This is a genomic window from Brevundimonas guildfordensis (genome assembly GCF_014836405.1).
In the GTDB taxonomy this organism is placed as follows: domain Bacteria; phylum Pseudomonadota; class Alphaproteobacteria; order Caulobacterales; family Caulobacteraceae; genus Brevundimonas; species Brevundimonas guildfordensis.
In genome coordinates, this window is record NZ_JACSQU010000001.1 from 439,424 (window position 1) to 454,678 (window position 15,255).

Annotated in this window: 18 protein-coding genes; 15 read left to right on the forward strand and 3 right to left on the reverse strand. The window is 65.4% G+C overall.

Features of this window, described 5'->3' with window-relative positions; translation table 11 throughout:
* Positions 1 to 7 precede the first annotated feature (7 nt).
* The 11 genes from H9656_RS02100 (at position 8) to H9656_RS02150 (ending at position 10,339) form a co-directional block, all read left to right on the forward strand.
* Positions 8 to 208, forward strand: coding sequence for a hypothetical protein (locus H9656_RS02100; RefSeq protein WP_167349632.1), 201 nt, complete (start codon positions 8 to 10; stop codon positions 206 to 208).
* Positions 208 to 699: an NADH-quinone oxidoreductase subunit NuoI gene (nuoI, locus tag H9656_RS02105; RefSeq protein ID WP_003170180.1), complete on the forward strand. Its 492-nt coding sequence runs from the start codon at positions 208 to 210 to the stop codon at positions 697 to 699. The genes H9656_RS02100 and nuoI overlap by 1 nt, the downstream gene beginning before the upstream one ends.
* A 113-nt stretch (positions 700 to 812) precedes the next feature.
* Positions 813 to 1,439: an NADH-quinone oxidoreductase subunit J gene (locus tag H9656_RS02110; protein WP_191742618.1), complete on the forward strand. Its 627-nt coding sequence runs from the start codon at positions 813 to 815 to the stop codon at positions 1,437 to 1,439.
* The gene (nuoK, locus tag H9656_RS02115; RefSeq protein ID WP_191742619.1) at positions 1,439 to 1,747 is read left to right on the forward strand and encodes an NADH-quinone oxidoreductase subunit NuoK; all 309 of its coding nucleotides are present in this window, start codon (positions 1,439 to 1,441) and stop codon (positions 1,745 to 1,747) included. Before H9656_RS02110 ends, nuoK begins: the two co-directional genes overlap by 1 nt.
* Positions 1,748 to 1,761: 14 nt before the next feature.
* Positions 1,762 to 3,831, forward strand: coding sequence for an NADH-quinone oxidoreductase subunit L (gene nuoL, locus H9656_RS02120; RefSeq protein WP_318240614.1), 2,070 nt, complete (start codon positions 1,762 to 1,764; stop codon positions 3,829 to 3,831).
* 5 nt (positions 3,832 to 3,836) lie between these two features.
* The gene (locus H9656_RS02125) at positions 3,837 to 5,324 is read left to right on the forward strand and encodes an NADH-quinone oxidoreductase subunit M (protein ID WP_191742621.1); all 1,488 of its coding nucleotides are present in this window, start codon (positions 3,837 to 3,839) and stop codon (positions 5,322 to 5,324) included.
* Between the two features lie 7 nt (positions 5,325 to 5,331).
* Complete coding sequence (nuoN, locus tag H9656_RS02130) at positions 5,332 to 6,774, forward strand: NADH-quinone oxidoreductase subunit NuoN (protein WP_191742622.1); 1,443 nt, start codon at positions 5,332 to 5,334, stop codon at positions 6,772 to 6,774.
* Positions 6,775 to 6,780: 6 nt separating this feature from the next.
* Positions 6,781 to 7,527, forward strand: coding sequence for a biotin--[acetyl-CoA-carboxylase] ligase (locus H9656_RS02135; RefSeq protein WP_191742623.1), 747 nt, complete (start codon positions 6,781 to 6,783; stop codon positions 7,525 to 7,527).
* Positions 7,524 to 8,318, forward strand: coding sequence for a type III pantothenate kinase (locus H9656_RS02140; protein WP_191743718.1), 795 nt, complete (start codon positions 7,524 to 7,526; stop codon positions 8,316 to 8,318). The genes H9656_RS02135 and H9656_RS02140 overlap by 4 nt, the downstream gene beginning before the upstream one ends.
* A 6-nt stretch (positions 8,319 to 8,324) precedes the next feature.
* Positions 8,325 to 10,001 carry a ribonuclease J gene (locus tag H9656_RS02145; protein ID WP_191742624.1) on the forward strand — a complete coding sequence of 559 codons (1,677 nt, stop codon included), beginning with the start codon at positions 8,325 to 8,327 and terminating at the stop codon, positions 9,999 to 10,001.
* Positions 10,001 to 10,339, forward strand: coding sequence for a DUF3088 family protein (locus H9656_RS02150; protein ID WP_191742625.1), 339 nt, complete (start codon positions 10,001 to 10,003; stop codon positions 10,337 to 10,339). Before H9656_RS02145 ends, H9656_RS02150 begins: the two co-directional genes overlap by 1 nt.
* Before the next feature lie 3 nt (positions 10,340 to 10,342).
* Here the strand turns inward: H9656_RS02150 and H9656_RS02155 are convergent, their stop codons facing one another.
* Both H9656_RS02155 and H9656_RS02160 read right to left on the reverse strand, forming a co-directional pair.
* Entirely contained in the window at positions 10,343 to 10,762 is a 420-nt protein-coding gene (locus tag H9656_RS02155) for a GFA family protein (RefSeq protein WP_191742626.1), read from the reverse strand.
* 1 nt (position 10,763) lies between these two features.
* Positions 10,764 to 11,123, reverse strand: a complete 360-nt coding sequence (locus H9656_RS02160; RefSeq protein WP_191742627.1) for a 5-carboxymethyl-2-hydroxymuconate Delta-isomerase — start codon at positions 11,121 to 11,123, stop codon at positions 10,764 to 10,766.
* A 74-nt stretch (positions 11,124 to 11,197) separates the two neighbouring features.
* Here H9656_RS02160 and H9656_RS02165 point away from each other — a divergent pair, with 74 nt between their 5' ends.
* From H9656_RS02165 to H9656_RS02180, 4 genes are read left to right on the forward strand one after another with little or no spacing between them, the layout of a single operon-like run.
* Positions 11,198 to 11,464: a DUF1467 family protein gene (locus tag H9656_RS02165; RefSeq protein WP_191742628.1), complete on the forward strand. Its 267-nt coding sequence runs from the start codon at positions 11,198 to 11,200 to the stop codon at positions 11,462 to 11,464.
* Positions 11,465 to 11,524: 60 nt separating this feature from the next.
* A complete protein-coding gene (gene proS / locus H9656_RS02170; protein WP_191742629.1) occupies positions 11,525 to 12,841 on the forward strand; it encodes a proline--tRNA ligase in 1,317 nt (438 codons plus the stop codon).
* The gene (locus H9656_RS02175; protein WP_191742630.1) at positions 12,838 to 14,151 is read left to right on the forward strand and encodes a lipoprotein-releasing ABC transporter permease subunit; all 1,314 of its coding nucleotides are present in this window, start codon (positions 12,838 to 12,840) and stop codon (positions 14,149 to 14,151) included. The genes proS and H9656_RS02175 overlap by 4 nt, the downstream gene beginning before the upstream one ends.
* Positions 14,144 to 14,887: an ABC transporter ATP-binding protein gene (locus H9656_RS02180; protein ID WP_191742631.1), complete on the forward strand. Its 744-nt coding sequence runs from the start codon at positions 14,144 to 14,146 to the stop codon at positions 14,885 to 14,887. Before H9656_RS02175 ends, H9656_RS02180 begins: the two co-directional genes overlap by 8 nt.
* Here the strand turns inward: H9656_RS02180 and H9656_RS02185 are convergent.
* Positions 14,884 to 15,255, reverse strand: a complete 372-nt coding sequence (locus tag H9656_RS02185) for a hypothetical protein (RefSeq protein WP_225212191.1) — start codon at positions 15,253 to 15,255, stop codon at positions 14,884 to 14,886. The genes H9656_RS02180 and H9656_RS02185 overlap by 4 nt on opposite strands.

The window sequence follows — 15,255 nt, forward strand, 5'->3', positions numbered from 1 at the left end:
AATCCGCGTGCCCCTGCTGATCGGCCTGGCCGTCGCCGCGACGGCCGGCGCCTGCGCGCCCTATGAGGCCGAGCCCGTCTCGGTCTATCAGTGGGAGCGCAAGGTGCAGGAAGTTGAACGGCGCGAGGCGGAACGCCAGCGCCTGTGCCAGACTCTCGACAAGGAAAGCGCCCGCTATGAACGCGAGTGCGCCGGAGTGAAATCGTAATGCTGACCCGTATCGTTCAGGCGGCCAAGGGCGCGATGCTGACCGACGTGTTCGGCGCTGTCGGCCTGTCGCTGAAGTACATGGCCAAGCCCAAGGCCACGGTGAACTATCCGTTCGAGCGCAACCCGCAGTCGCCGCGCTTCCGCGGCGAACACGCCCTGCGCCGCTATCCGAACGGCGAGGAACGCTGCATCGCCTGCAAGCTGTGCGAGGCGATCTGCCCAGCCCAGGCCATCACCATCGAGGCCGAACCGCGCGCCGACGGCAGCCGCCGCACGACGCGCTACGACATCGACATGGTCAAATGCATCTACTGCGGCCTGTGCCAGGAGGCCTGCCCGGTGGACGCCATCGTCGAGGGACCGAACAGCGAGTTCGCCACCGAGACCCGCGAAGAACTGCTCTATGACAAGGCGCGCCTGCTGGACAACGGCGACCGCTGGGAGCGTCTGATCGCGAAGAATCTGGAACTCGACGCTCCGTATCGCTAAACGGAGCGGCGATTCCGCCACGCTGACCCTGACCTTCGGGCCGGGGCCGATTTCTGGAAGGGTCCGGGTGTCCGCCCGGGCCATTGGTTTTGAAGAGGGGCGTCGTCCCGCACATGTTGCAAGGCCTGGCCTTCTATCTTCTGGCGACGGTCGCCGTGGTTTCCGCCCTTCTGGTGGTGACCGCGCGCAACCCCGTGCACTCCGTCCTCTGGCTGATCCTGACCTTCTTCTCGGCAGCCGGCCTGTTTGTGCTGCTGAGCGCCGAGTTCTTGGCGATGCTGCTGGTCGTCGTCTACGTCGGCGCCGTGGCGGTGCTGTTCCTGTTCGTCGTCATGATGCTGGACGTCGACTTCGTGAAGCTGCGCGAGGGTTACGCGCGCTACCTGCCGCTGGCGGGCATCGTGGCGGGCGTGCTGCTGGCCGAGATGATCATGGTGTCGATCAGCGTCGTTCAAGGCGGGGCCGCCAAGGACGCTTTGGCGCCGGTTCCTGCGGGTCCTGACGTCACCAACATCGAGACGATCGGCCGCGTGCTCTACACGGACTACGTCTACTTCTTCCAGGCGGCGGGCGTGGTCCTGCTGATCGCCATGATCGGCGCCATTGTCCTGACCCTGCGTCACCGTCCGGGCGTGCATCGCCAGGATCTGGCGGCCCAGGCCAACCGCGAACGCGCCAAGGCCGTCGAGATCAAGTCGGTCGCTACCGGCCAGGGCGTCACCCCCGAGGAGCTTCTGTGATGGACATCTCGCTCCAGCACTATCTGGCGGTCGCCGCCATGCTGTTCACCATCGGCGTCTTCGGCATCTTCGTGAACCGCAAGAACGTCATCATCATCCTGATGTCGATCGAGATGATCCTGCTCGCGGTGAACATCAACTTCGTGGCCTTCTCGACCCACCTCAACGACGTGTCGGGCCAGCTGATGGCCATGTTCGTCCTGACCGTGGCCGCGGCCGAGGCCGCCGTCGGCCTGGCCATCCTGGTGGCCTTCTTCCGTAACCGCGGCGACATCGCGGTCGACGACGCCTCCGTGATGAAGGGCTGATCGGAACCGTGACTATCCAGACTCTCGTCACTCTCGGCGTCTTCGCCCCCCTGCTGGGGGCCATGATCGCCGGCTTCTTCGGTCGCCGGATCGGGGATATTCCGTCCCAGGCCGTCACGACCGGCCTGCTGTTCTTCTCGTGCGCCGTCTCGTGGATCGTGTTCAGCCAGTGGACCTGGGGCGGGCTTGCAGCCTTCACCGTCCACATCGCGCCCTTCATCCACGTCGGCGACTTCCAGTCGAACTGGTCGATCCGCATCGACGCCATGTCGGCGGTCATGCTGATCGTCGTGACCAGCGTCTCGTCGCTGGTTCACCTCTATTCCTGGGGCTACATGAAGGAGGACGACAGCCGTCCTCGTTTCTTCGCCTATCTGTCGCTGTTCACCTTCATGATGCTGGCGCTGGTGACGGCCGCCGACTTCGTACAGATGTTCTTCGGCTGGGAAGGCGTGGGCCTGGCGTCCTATCTGCTGATCGGCTTCTGGTACAAGAAGGCCTCGGCGTCTTCGGCTGCGATCAAGGCCTTCGTGGTCAACCGCGTCGGCGACTTCGGCTTCCTGCTCGGCATGATGACCGTGTTCTGGATGTTCGGCACGATCGAGTTCGCCAAGCTGTTCCCGCTGATCGAAGGCAAGGTCGGCACGGGCTGGGAATTCCTGGGCTACACCTGGTCGGCGCTGGACCTGGCCGGTCTGCTGCTGTTCGTCGGCGCGATGGGCAAGTCGGCGCAGTTCTTCCTGCACACCTGGCTACCGGACGCCATGGAAGGCCCGACCCCGGTGTCGGCCCTGATCCACGCGGCCACCATGGTCACGGCCGGCGTCTTCATGGTCTGCCTGCTGTCGCCGCTGTATGAGCACGCGCCCGTCGCGTCGCAGTTCATCGCCATCATTGGCGGGATCACGGCCATCTTCGCCGCGACCGTCGGCATGATGCAGAACGACATCAAGCGGGTGATCGCCTATTCGACCTGTTCGCAGCTGGGCTACATGTTCTTCGCGGCGGGCGTCGGCGCCTATCAGCCCGCCATGTTCCACCTGTTCACGCACGCCTTCTTCAAGGCCCTGCTGTTCCTGGGCGCCGGTTCGGTGATCCACGGCATGCACCACGAGCAGGACATGCGGAAGATGGGCGGTCTCGCGAAGCTGCTGCCGATCACCTACGTCGTGATGATGATCGGGACCGTCGCCATCACCGGCATCGGCATCCCGGGAGTGTGGGGTCTGTCGGGCTTCTACTCCAAGGACTCCATCCTCGAGAGCGCCTATGCAGCGGCGACGACCGGCCATTCGCCTGCGGGCATGTTCGCCTTCGTCATCGGCATCTCGGCGGCCCTGCTGACGGCCTACTATTCGTGGCGCCTGGTGTTCATGACCTTCCACGGCAAGGCCAAGTGGAAAGACGACGGCCATCACGCGGACGACCACGCGTCGCACGCCCAGATCGAGACCCATTCCGAATCGCTGGACGGCGACGTCCACGCGCACGACGACCATCACCACCACGGTCCGCTGAAGCCGCACGAGAGCCCGTGGGTCATGGTGCTGCCGCTGCTGCTGCTGTCGGTCGGCGCGATGTTTGCGGGCTGGATCTTCGCCCCGCACTTCATCGGTCATCACGAGGGTGAGTTCTGGCGCGGGGCTATCTTCGTCGCTCAGGCCAACCACGTCCTGCACGAGAGCCACAACGTCCCGACCTGGGTGAAGTGGGCGCCGCTGATCGTGACGCTGCTGGGCACGGCCGTCGCCTTCTGGATCTACGTCCTGAAGGAAGGCGTCGCCAAGCAGTGGGCCGAGCGCAAGGGCCCGCTGTGGACCTTCCTCTACAACAAGTGGTTCTTCGATGAGCTGTATGACGCCGTCTTCGTGAAGGGCGCCAAGGCGATCGGCGACTTCTTCTGGAAGATCGGCGACGTGAAGATCATCGACGGCCTTGGCCCGAACGGCGCGGCCTGGGCTTCGCTGAAGTCGGGCGGCTGGCTGTCCCGGTTCCAGTCCGGTTTCGTCTACTTCTATGCATTCGTGATGCTGATCGGCGTGGCTGCGTTCCTTGCCTTCGCCATCTTCACGTGGGGAGCCTGAGCCTCGTGCCTCACATTCTGAGCATCGTCACCTTCCTGCCGCTTCTTGGCGCGGCCGCGATCCTGGTCGCGCGCCTGCTGAACAAGGGCGGCCATGAGGCCGCGGCCCCGGCCGCCCGCTGGATCGCCCTGATCACCACCATGGTGGTGCTGGCGGTTTCCGTTGTGCTGGTCGGGCAGTTCGATCCGTCGAACCCGGCCTATCAGTTCGTCGAGAACTACGCCTGGTTCGCCGGCGCCAGCTATCATCTGGGCGTGGACGGGGTCTCGATCCTGTTCGTCCTGCTGACGGCCTTCCTGCTGCCGATCTGTATCGTGGCCAGCTGGAAGTCGATCCAGACGCGCGTCGTCGAGTACATGGTCGCCTTCCTGATCCTGGAGACGCTGGTCATCGGGGTGTTCACTTCGCTGGACCTGTTCCTCTTCTACATCTTCTTCGAAGGCACCCTGGTCCCGATGTACCTGATCATCGGCATCTGGGGCGGCGCCAACCGGATCTACGCGGCGTACAAGTTCTTCCTCTACACCTTGGCCGGTTCGGTCCTGATGCTGCTGGCCATGCTGTGGATGGCCCACACGACCGGCACCACCAGCATCCCAGAGCTGAAGCAGTACGCCTTCGACGCCTCGGTGCAGCCGATCCTGTGGCTGGCCTTCTTCGCCTCCTTCGCGGTGAAGATGCCGATGTGGCCGGTGCACACCTGGCTGCCCGACGCCCACGTGCAGGCGCCGACGGCCGGTTCGGTCATCCTGGCCGGCATCCTGCTGAAGCTGGGCGGCTACGGCTTCATCCTGTTCAACATCCCGATGTTCCCGCTGGCGTCGCAGATGTTCACGCCGCTGGTGTTCGCCCTGTCGGTGATCGCCATCGTCTACACCTCGCTGGTCGCCTTCCGTCAGACCGACATCAAGAAGCTGATCGCCTATTCGTCGGTCGCCCACATGGGCTTCGTGACCATGGGCATCTTCGCCGGCAACGACACCGGGGTGCAGGGCGCCGTGTTCCAGATGCTGAGCCACGGCCTGATCTCGGGCGCGCTCTTCCTCTGCGTCGGCGTGGTCTATGACCGGATGCACACCCGTGAGATCGCCTTCTACGGCGGCCTGACGGCGCGGATGCCCTGGTATGCGGCCATCTTCCTGATGTTCACCATGGCCAACGTCGGCCTGCCGGGCACCTCGGGCTTCATCGGCGAAGTGCTGACCATGACCGGCGCCTATCAGGCTTCGACCTGGACGGCCCTGATCGCCGCCTCGGGCGTGATCTTCTCGGCGGTCTATGCGCTGACGCTGTTCCGCAACGTCATGTACGGCGAGATCACCAATCCGGCGCTGCAGACGATCACGGACATCGACAAGCGCGAGCTGTTGATCTTCGTGCCGCTGATCATCGGCACCATCTGGCTGGGCCTCTATCCCAACGCCGTCCTCGACTACACCGGGCCGACCGTTGAGGCCCTGACGACCGCCTATCGCGCAGCTATCGGCGGGTGAGAGCATAATGACTGATCTGTCTTCCGCCCTTCATCTCTCGGCTCCGGAGCTGACCCTTGCGGTCGGCGGCCTGGCGCTGCTCATGCTCGGCGCCTTCGCCGGGGAGAAGTCGACCCGCCTGGTCTCGGGCCTGTCGGTCCTGCTGCTGCTGGTCGCGACGGTGCTGGCCGCCGTCGGCCCGCTGGGCTCGGCCTTCAACGGGGCCTATGTGGCCGATCCGCTGGCGGTGTTCGGCAAGGCGGTGATCTTCCTGTCCGCCGCCGTGGCCGTGGTGCTGGGCGACAGCTGGATGCACCGCAACAAGATCGCCAAGTTCGAGTATCCGATCCTGATCGTGCTGGCCTCGGTCGGCATGGGGATGATGGCGTCGTCGGGCGATCTGATCTCGCTCTACATCGGCATCGAGATGCACTCGCTGGCCCTCTACGTCCTCGCCGCCTATCGCCGCGACGACCTGAAGGCCTCGGAAGCCGGTCTGAAGTACTTTGTCCTGGGCGCCCTGTCGTCGGGCCTGCTGCTGTACGGCGCCAGCTTGATCTACGGCTTCGCCGGTTCGATGCGGTTCGAGGACATCGCCGCCTTCGCCACGGCGAATCCTGGCCCGGGCCTGATCTTCGGCCTGGTCTTCCTGATCTGCGGCCTGGCGTTCAAGGTTTCGGCCGCGCCGTTCCACATGTGGACGCCCGACGTCTATGAAGGCGCCCCGACCCCGGTCGTGGCCCTGTTCTCGACCGCGCCCAAGGTGGCGGCCATGGTCCTGATCATCCGCGTCCTGATCGAAGGCTTCGGCCTGGCCCATGCCCAGTGGGCGCAGGTGGTGATCCTGATCTCGCTGATCAGCTTCGCCGTCGGCGCCTTCGGCGGGCTGATGCAAAAGGACATCCAGCGCCTGCTGGCCTATTCCTCGATCATCAACATCGGCTACGCCCTGCTGGGCGTTGCGGCGGGCACCCAGGTCGGCGTCCAGGCGACGCTGATGTTCATGACCCTGTATGTCGTGGACCAGATCGGCTTCTTCGCCATCCTGCTGTCGCTGAGCCGCAATGGTCGCCCGATCCGCAAGATCGCCGATCTGGCCGGCCTGAAGAAGGACCGCCCGCTGACGGCCGTCGCCCTGACGATCCTGTCGCTGTCGGCCATCGGCATTCCGCCGATGTCGGGTTTCTGGGGCAAGTTCTACGTCTTCGGCGCAGCCGCCGACGCCGGTTACTGGATGGCGGGCGCCGCCGGCCTGGTGGCCTCGGTTGTGGCAGGCTTCTACTACCTGCGCATCATCAAGGTCATTTGGTTCGACACGCCGGAGTTCGACGTGACGACGGACAAGGCGCCGGTCAGCGCGCAATGGATCGGCTGGGCGGCTGCGGCCTTCAGCTTCCCGGTGCTGCTGATCGCCCTGACCTGGCTGGAGCCGCTGACGCGCGCGGCGGCCGCGGGCGTCGGGATCGGATAAGGGGCCTTGGCGGCTCCGGTTCTGATCCTCGACGAGACCGACTCAACCAACGCCGAGGCGCGTCGTCGCGCCGAGGCAGGCGAGGTCGGCCCGCTGTGGATCGCGGCCCGGCGTCAGACCGCCGGGCGGGGCCGTCGCGGCCGCGCCTGGGACAGCCGGGAAGGAAACCTGGCGTCCACGCTGCTGCTGACGCTGAACCGCTCGCCGGCCGAGGCGGCGCAGCTGACGTTCGCCGCCGCCCTGTCGGTGGCTGATCTGCTGGATCGATATGTTCCGCCTGCGCTGGTCAGCATCAAATGGCCCAATGACGTTCTGCTGGACGGGCGCAAGTCGTCGGGCATCCTGATCGAATCCGGCCCGTCGCCGTCGGGCGGCCTGTGGCTTGCGGTCGGCATCGGCGTGAACCTGGCCCATGCGCCCCAAGGGACCGAGCGGCCGGCCACCTGCATCGCCGAACATCTGCGCTACGACGTCGTCGCCACGCCGTCGACGGAGGACGGCGCCAAGGTCCTGGCCGAAGCATTCGATGTCTGGTTGGAACGCTGGATCAGTTTGGGCTTTCAGCCGGTGCTGGACGCCTGGGTCGCGCGGACGCCGGGGCTGTTCGGCCCGTGCACGGCGCGCTTGAGCCACGAAACTCTGAACGGGATCGCCGACGGCGTCGAAGCCGACGGCGCTCTGCGTCTGAAACTGCCGGACGGAAGCCTGCGGGTCATCTCCGCCGGCGACGTCTTCTTCGGAGAGACCGCCTGATGCTGCTGGCGATCGAGCAAGGCAACACCAACACCCTGTTCGCCGTCCATGATGGACACGACTGGATTCTACAGTGGCGCACCGCCACCGACCCGATGCGTACGGCCGATGAATACGCTGTCTGGCTGCACCAACTGTTCGAGATGCAGGGCCAGGGGATGGCCATGGCCGATATGGACGGCTGCATCATTTCCAGCGTGGTGCCGCAGTCGATCTTCAATCTGCGCAACCTGGCGCGGCGCTATCTGAGCGTCGAACCCCTGGTGATCGGCGAGAACGTCGAACTGGGCATCGAGGTGCGCATCCATAAGCCCAGCGAGGCCGGCGCCGACCGCCTGGTCAACGCCATCGGCGCGCTGCAGGCCTATCAGGGCGATTTGCTCCTGATCGACAGCGGAACGGCGACCACCTTCGATGTCGTGTCTGGAGCCAATGGCAAAGGCGCGGGCGCCTTTGAGGGCGGCCTGATTGCGCCAGGCATCAACCTGTCGCTGCAGGCCCTGCACGAGGCAGCGGCCAAGCTGCCGCGCATCGCTATTCAGCGCCCGGATACTGTCATCGGGCGCGACACCGTCACATCGATGCAATCGGGCGTCTTCTGGGGCTATATCGCCCTGATCGAAGGGCTGGTGGACCGCATCAAGGCCGAGTGGGGCAAGCCCATGACGGTCATCGGCACCGGCGGCGTCGCCTCGCTGTTCGAGGGCGCAACCGACTCTATCGACCGGTTTGATCCGGACCTGACCATCCGCGGCCTACTCGAAATCTGGCGGCGGAACTCCCATCTGTAAGGCCGTATGAAAAAGCATAATCAAAACGACGAACTCGTCTTCCTGCCGCTGGGCGGCTCGAACGAGGTCGGAATGAACCTGAACGCCTACGGCTTCGGCCCGGCGCACGACCGCAAATGGATCATCGTCGACGTGGGCGTGACCTTCGGCGACCAGTCCACGCCCGGCGTAGACGTGATCGTGCCCGATCCGACCTTCCTGGAAGGCGAGAATATTCTGGGGATCGTGCTGACGCACGCCCACGAGGACCATATCGGGGCTCTGGGCTGGCTGTGGCCGCGCATCCAGGCGCCGCTATACGCCACGCCGTTCACGGCCTTCCTGATCCGCGAGAAGCTGCGCGACGCAGGCATCTATCAAGACGTCGAGCTGCACGAAGCGCCGCTCGGTTCGACTGTGAACCTGGGCCCGTTCGAGGTGACCTATGTCACCATCACCCACTCGATCGCCGAGCCGAACGGTCTGGCCATCAAGACCCCGTTGGGCACGGTGCTGCACACGGGCGACTGGAAGATCGATAACGATCCGGTCGTGGGCGAACGCACTGACGTCGACTTCATCCAGAAGCTGGGCGACGAAGGCGTCCTGGCCATGGTGTGCGACTCCACCAACGTCTTCGTCGACGGCGTCGCCGGCTCCGAAGGCGATGTGAAGGTCAAGTTGGCCGAGCTGATCCAGGGCCTGAAGGGCCGCGTCGCGGTCGGCTGCTTCGCCTCGAACGTCGCGCGCATGGACAGCGTGATCCGCGCTGCCGAGGCCGCCGGACGCCGCGTGGCGCTTGCCGGGCGTTCGATGCACCGCATCACCGCCGCCGCCAAGTCGGTCGGCATGTTGAGCGACCTGAAGCCTTTCCTGTCCGAACAGGAGGCCAGGGTCTGGCCCGCCGATGAGATCCTGTACCTTTGCACCGGCAGCCAGGGCGAGGCGCGCGCCGCACTGTCGCGCGTGGCTGAAGGGACCCATCCCTTCATCAAGCTGGGGCAGGGGGATCACTGCATCTTCTCGTCGCGCGTCATTCCGGGCAACGAACTGTCCATCGGCCGCCTGCAGGACAAGATGGCCGAGCGCGGGATCCGCATCTATACCGAGAAGGATCACCCCGGCATCCACGTCTCGGGCCACCCGTGCCGCGACGAACTGCGCCAGATGTATCAGTGGGCCCGGCCGCAGATCGCCGTGCCGACCCACGGCATGCGCCGCCACCTGATCGAGCACGGCAATCTCGCTAAGGACATGCAGGTCCCCGAAACGGTGACCCCGCGCAACGGCGATATGGTGCGCCTGGCGCCCGGACCGGCGGCCATCATCGATGAAGTGCCTTCGGGCCGCCTGTTCGTCGATGGCGGAATGCTGGTCGAGGAGGGCGGCGAGGCCCTGCGCGAGCGCAAGCACGCAGCCAGCAATGGCATCCTGATCGTCAGTTTCGTCCTGGATAAGCGCGGGCGGATCGCCAGCGACATCGACGTGCGCGGCATCGGCCTGCCCGGCGACGCCGACCGTCCTCTGGGCGACGTGCTGGACGATATGGCCGAGCGCGTCGAAAACACGGTGCGCGGTCTGAAGGGCGAGGCGCTCCAGGACGAGATGGTCATCGAACAGGCCGTCAGCCGGACCCTGAAGAAGGCCAGCCAGCAGATCTGGGACCGTCGTCCTATCGTTGAAACCGTGGTGTTGAGGCTCTGATGGCGGACAGGCTGTATCTGCTGAACGCGGACTGGTTCGACGATCAGGGCGGGCCGTGGTTCTGTCCGCCCGGCGCGCGGATCGAGGGGGTGCTGGGTCTTTATCCGCGCCTGCGCGAACACCTGACCGTGACCTACTTGGATCACCCCCGCCCGCGCCCGGCGGTGATCGCTGAGGTGGGGGAGGCGAACCAGAGCTGCCCCCTTCTGGTGCTGGACGGCGAGTTCGACTGGCCGGACGCCGAGGTTAGCGAGGAAACGGGCGCGCGCTTCCTGCAGGATGACGACATCCTGCCGTACTGGGCGGCGCGCTACGGCATCGGGCGGCCGCATCCGTAAGGATCAGTCGCTGGGTTCAAATCTGAGGACGCCGGCGATCCGGGCCACGCCGGTATCGCTCGGGTGAGCCTGACCATCCATCACCACAACTTCGGCGAAGTCGAAGGGACTGACGTCGTCGAGACAGGCGGCGTTGATCCCGAATTGCTGCGGGTTGGAACGGCGTTGGTGATGGGTGTGGATCCCGCAATGGCGACAGAACCAGTGCGAGGCCGTACCGGTGTTGAAGCGATAGAGCGACAGCGCGTCTTCGCCTTGGGTGATCTCCAGACCGTCCAGCGCGCTAGAGACCGCCACCGCCCCCCGCATCCGGCAGTAGGAGCAGGTGCAACGTCGAGCCGTGCTCAAGCCGTCGCTCAGGGCGACGCGAAACCGCACGGCGCCGCAGTGACACCCGCCTTCCCGGGTTTCCAGCGCCGACATCTCAACCCCCTGTCGCGGTCTTGCGATAATTATCTCGATCAAGGTTTCCGATCTCGACGGAGATCTGGCTAGAACCGTCATAGGGCGCGAGGCCGGCCAGCAAAGCCGCCTGCACCGCTTCGCCCAGCGCGGTTTTCTGTTCCTGTGTCCGGCCGCTGAGGATCCGCAGGTCGCAGTGGACCATGGCCTGGTCCGGGGCGCCGTTGGCGATGATCAGATTTTCGCAGCGGACAATGCGGGTCTTGCAGGCGGGCAGGGTTGCGCCGACGACGTCAACACAGAGGCGATGAATCTCCAGCGCCAGGGCGCGCCAGTCGGTCGCGTCGAAATGGGTGGAGTGTTCCAGCGTAATCTGTGGCATTCAGAGCGTCCTTGTTGCGACGCCCTTCCTTATCGCGCCGCGACGATGATTGCGATGAACGGACTTTAGAGACGATGCCCCTTGGCCCCTTCACCCTGGTCGCCACATTTCTGACGGTGTGGTGGATCGTGTTGTTCGCCATCCTGCCGCTCGGCCTGTCGGACCAGATCAAGGATCCCCCCACGGACGGGACCCAGTGGGGCGCCCCCAAGACGCCGAACCTCAAGAAGAAGTTCATCACCACGACCTGGGTGTCGATCATCGTCTGGCTGGTGATCGTCGCCTTCGTCTGGGTCGGCTGGAGCCCCTTGCCCGACATCACCCACGCGAACGCGCTCTAGCTTTCGTCCCCCTTGCCCGGCTAAACCTCGGGCCTGACTGAATTTGCCGAGAATCCTCCCATGCGCCTGTCGCGCTACTTCCTGCCGATCCTGAAAGAAGCCCCCTCCGACGCCCAGATCGTGTCGCATCAGCTGATGCTGCGCGCGGGCATGATCAAGCAGGAGGCCGCCGGCATCTACGCCTGGCTGCCGCTGGGCCTGCGGGTGCTGCGCAAGATCGAGACCATCGTGCGTGAGGAGCAGGTCAAGGCCGGCGCCGTCGAGCTGCTGATGCCGACGCTGCAACTGGCCGACCTTTGGCGGGAGTCGGGGCGCTACGACGCCTATGGCCCGGAGATGCTGCGCATCACCGACCGCCACGAACGCGAGCTGCTGTACGGCCCGACCAACGAGGAGATGATCACCGACATCTTCCGCGGTTTCGTGAAGTCGTACAAATCCCTGCCGCTGAACCTCTTCCACATCCAGTGGAAGTTCCGCGACGAGCGTCGCCCCCGGTTCGGCGTCATGCGCGGCCGCGAATTCCTGATGAAGGACGCCTATTCCTTCGACATCGACGAGGCCTCCGCCCGCATCGCCTATAAGCGGATGTTCGCGGCCTATCTGAATACCTTCGCCCGGCTGGGCCTGAAGGCGGTGCCGATGCGCGCCGACACCGGCCCCATCGGCGGCGACCTGAGCCACGAGTTCATCGTCCTGGCCGAAACGGGTGAGAGCGAGGTCTTCTGCGACCGCAAGCTGGTCGAAATGGCGGCGCCCGGCCACAACCTCAGCGTCGAGCAGTTGGAAGGCGTGTTCAACGAGCGCACCGCCCTGTACGCCGCGACCGAGGAAATGCACGACGCGTCCCAGTTTGAGGCCCAGACCGCCGAGGGCGACCGCCTGTCGGCGCGCGGCATCGAGGTCGGCCACATCTTCTACTTCGGCACCAAATATTCCGCGGCGATGAAGGCCAACGTCCAGGGACCGGACGGCAAGGACGCCCCGGTCCACATGGGCAGCTATGGCGTCGGCGTCTCGCGCCTGCTGGGCGCCATCATCGAAGCCAGCCACGACGCCGGCGGCATCATCTGGCCGGACGCGGTCGCCCCGTTCGACGTGGTGGTCATCAACCTGCGCGCCAGCGACGAGGCCGTCTCGGCCGCGTGCGAAGAGGCCGTGGCCAAGCTGGAAGCGGCGGGCAAGGACGTCCTCTACGACGATACGGACGAGCGCCCGGGCGGCAAGTTCGCCACTGCCGATCTGATCGGCGTGCCGTGGCAACTGACTGTCGGGCCGAAGGGACTGGCTGACGGCGTCGTCGAACTGAAGCGCCGCGCCACCGGCGAGAAGCAGAGCCTGTCGCTGGACGCCGCCCTGGAGCTGCTTACGAAATGACCGACGCCGCGACGGCCTCCGCTCCGCCGCCCGCATCGAAAGGGTCCGGCCCCTTCTCCAGCTGGGAGATCGGGCTGGCCCTCCGCTACCTGCGCGCCAAGCGCAAGCAGGGCGGGGTGGCGCTGATCGCGATGATCAGCTTCATCGGCATCATGCTGGCCGTGGCGGTGCTGATCAGCGTCATGAGCATCATGGCGGGTTTCCGCGGCACGCTGATGGACCGCATCCTGTCGTTCAACGGCCATATGTACGTGCAGGGTCCGGTGCTCTATGCGCCCGATCGCGACGCTGCGCTGAAGCGGATCGGCGACGTGCCGGGCGTCGTGTCGGTGACGCCTTTGACCGAAAGTCCCGCCATGTTCCGCGCGGGCAATCTGGCGACCGGCGGCATGGTGCGTGGGGTAAGGCCCCAGGACCTGGCCTCAATGAAGTTCGTCTTTGAAAGCCTTAGCTCCGAGGCGCGCGAGCGGTTCGGCAAAGGCGAATACGGGGGCGACCACGTCCTGATCGGCAAGACCCTGGCTGAGGAAGCCGGGCTGCGCGAAGGCGATCCGATCTCGCTATATTCGCCGACCGGCGCCGACAGCGCGTTCGGCAATCTGGGCGGACTTGAGAAGACCTATATCGTCGGCGGCGTCTATACGTCGGGCGCGGCGGACTACGACCGCGCGTTCATCTTCATGCCGCTGGAACAGGCTCAGATTTTCTTCGGCAAGGATGGGCTCTGGGACATCATCGAAATGAAGGTGGCGGAGCCGGACAAGGTCGAGAGCCTTCTGGCGCCGGTACAGCGCGCGGCCGGAGCGGGCAACGTCGTCACTGACTGGCGCAATCGGCAGGCCGCGATTTGGGGTGCGCTGCAGGTCGAACGCACGGCGATGAGCATCATCCTGGGCATGGTCGTCGCTATCGCCGCCATGAACATCATCAGCGGTATCGTCATGCTGGTGAAGAACAAGACGCGCGACATCGCCATTCTGCGGACCGTTGGGGCTAGCCAGTCGTCCATCCTGCGCATCTTTTTCATGTCGGGCGCAGCTATCGGCATCGGCGGCACGATTGCAGGTTTGGTGCTCGGACTGCTGTTCTGTTTGAACATCGGTGCGATCCAGCATTTCCTCGAAGGGCTGCTGGGGGTCCAGCTGTTCAACGCTGAAGTCTACATGCTGGATTCCGTGCCGGCCGAAGTGGACCCGTGGGACGTGACCTGGGTCGCGGTGTTCTCCTTCTTCATGAGCTGCCTGGCCAGTTTGCCGCCGTCGTGGAATGCGTCGCGCATCGATCCGGTGGAGGCCCTGCGTTTTGAATAGGCTGTTGAAGAAGAAGCCCGTCGTCGCCTCCGAGACGAACGGCGCCATCCTGTCGCTGCGCGGGGTCACACGCACCTATCCGACGGCGCAAGGCGGGCTGACGGTCCTTAAGGGCGTTGATCTCGAGGTCATGCCGGGCGAGGTCGTCGGCCTGATCGGACCGTCAGGTTCCGGCAAGTCCAGCCTGCTGCACGCGGCGGGCCTGTTGGAACGGCCGACCAGCGGTCAGGTGCTGATCGACGGCGAGGACGTCGGCGGCCTGGACGAGCGCGCGCGCACGCGGCTGCGGTTGCACCGCATCGGTTTCGTCTATCAATTCCACCACCTGCTGCCGGAATTTGATGCTCTGGACAATGTCGCTCTGCCCATGCGCATCGCAGGGGTGCGGGAAGGGGAGGCGCGTCGACGCGCGACGGAGACCCTGACGGCGCTCGGTCTCGGTCAACGCGTCACGCACCAGCCAGCGCAATTGTCGGGCGGCGAACAGCAGCGCGTCGCCATCGCCCGCGCCCTGGCCAATAGTCCGCGCCTGCTGCTGGCGGACGAACCGACCGGCAACCTGGACCCCGTGACCAGTCAGGCGGTGTTCGAGGCCCTGCGCGAGTTGGCGAAGACGACAGGCGTGGCCGCCCTGATCGCCACCCATAATATGGAACTCGCGGGGCATATGGACCGAGTCTTCGCCTTGAAGGACGGTCATCTCGAGCAGCGGGCGGCGGAAAGCCAGACCTACTAGCCTGCGATTAGCCTGTCCGTGGGGGTCAGGCGCTCGCTGTAGGGTCGCATAGTCCAACGCAAGGCGGCCGCCCCCAGTAGAGGCGCGATCTGGCCATAGGCTCGCCGACCCGGATCGAGCGCGCGTCTCAGGGCTGCGGTTTCGTCTAGTGTCAGGGGCGGCTGGGACATGGCCAGAACCCTCTGAAGCCGGAACCGCACGGTCTCGCGCCACGCTTCATGCGGAACGGCCTGGCACGGACTGACGGTCAGTAGCCGCAGGAACTCGTCGAGCCCCGGCGACGCCCCTTCCATCGCGTAGACTATGACGCCGTCGACCGTCACCATGACGCCGGCCAGGCTGAGGCTGCGCGCCTGGTCGCGGCGCAT

Coding starts and splice junctions, on each gene's coding strand:
- H9656_RS02155 (WP_191742626.1), bottom strand. CDS start 10,762: ATGTCGGCGCTGGAAACCCGGGAAGGCGGGTGTCACTGCGGCGCCGTG.
- H9656_RS02175 (WP_191742630.1), top strand. CDS start 12,838: ATGACCGACGCCGCGACGGCCTCCGCTCCGCCGCCCGCATCGAAAGGG.
- H9656_RS02160 (WP_191742627.1), bottom strand. CDS start 11,123: ATGCCACAGATTACGCTGGAACACTCCACCCATTTCGACGCGACCGAC.
- proS (WP_191742629.1), top strand. CDS start 11,525: ATGCGCCTGTCGCGCTACTTCCTGCCGATCCTGAAAGAAGCCCCCTCC.
- H9656_RS02185 (WP_225212191.1), bottom strand. CDS start 15,255: ATGCGCCGCGACCAGGCGCGCAGCCTCAGCCTGGCCGGCGTCATGGTG.
- nuoN (WP_191742622.1), top strand. CDS start 5,332: ATGACTGATCTGTCTTCCGCCCTTCATCTCTCGGCTCCGGAGCTGACC.
- nuoK (WP_191742619.1), top strand. CDS start 1,439: ATGGACATCTCGCTCCAGCACTATCTGGCGGTCGCCGCCATGCTGTTC.
- H9656_RS02150 (WP_191742625.1), top strand. CDS start 10,001: ATGGCGGACAGGCTGTATCTGCTGAACGCGGACTGGTTCGACGATCAG.
- H9656_RS02110 (WP_191742618.1), top strand. CDS start 813: ATGTTGCAAGGCCTGGCCTTCTATCTTCTGGCGACGGTCGCCGTGGTT.
- H9656_RS02165 (WP_191742628.1), top strand. CDS start 11,198: ATGCCCCTTGGCCCCTTCACCCTGGTCGCCACATTTCTGACGGTGTGG.
- nuoI (WP_003170180.1), top strand. CDS start 208: ATGCTGACCCGTATCGTTCAGGCGGCCAAGGGCGCGATGCTGACCGAC.
- H9656_RS02145 (WP_191742624.1), top strand. CDS start 8,325: ATGAAAAAGCATAATCAAAACGACGAACTCGTCTTCCTGCCGCTGGGC.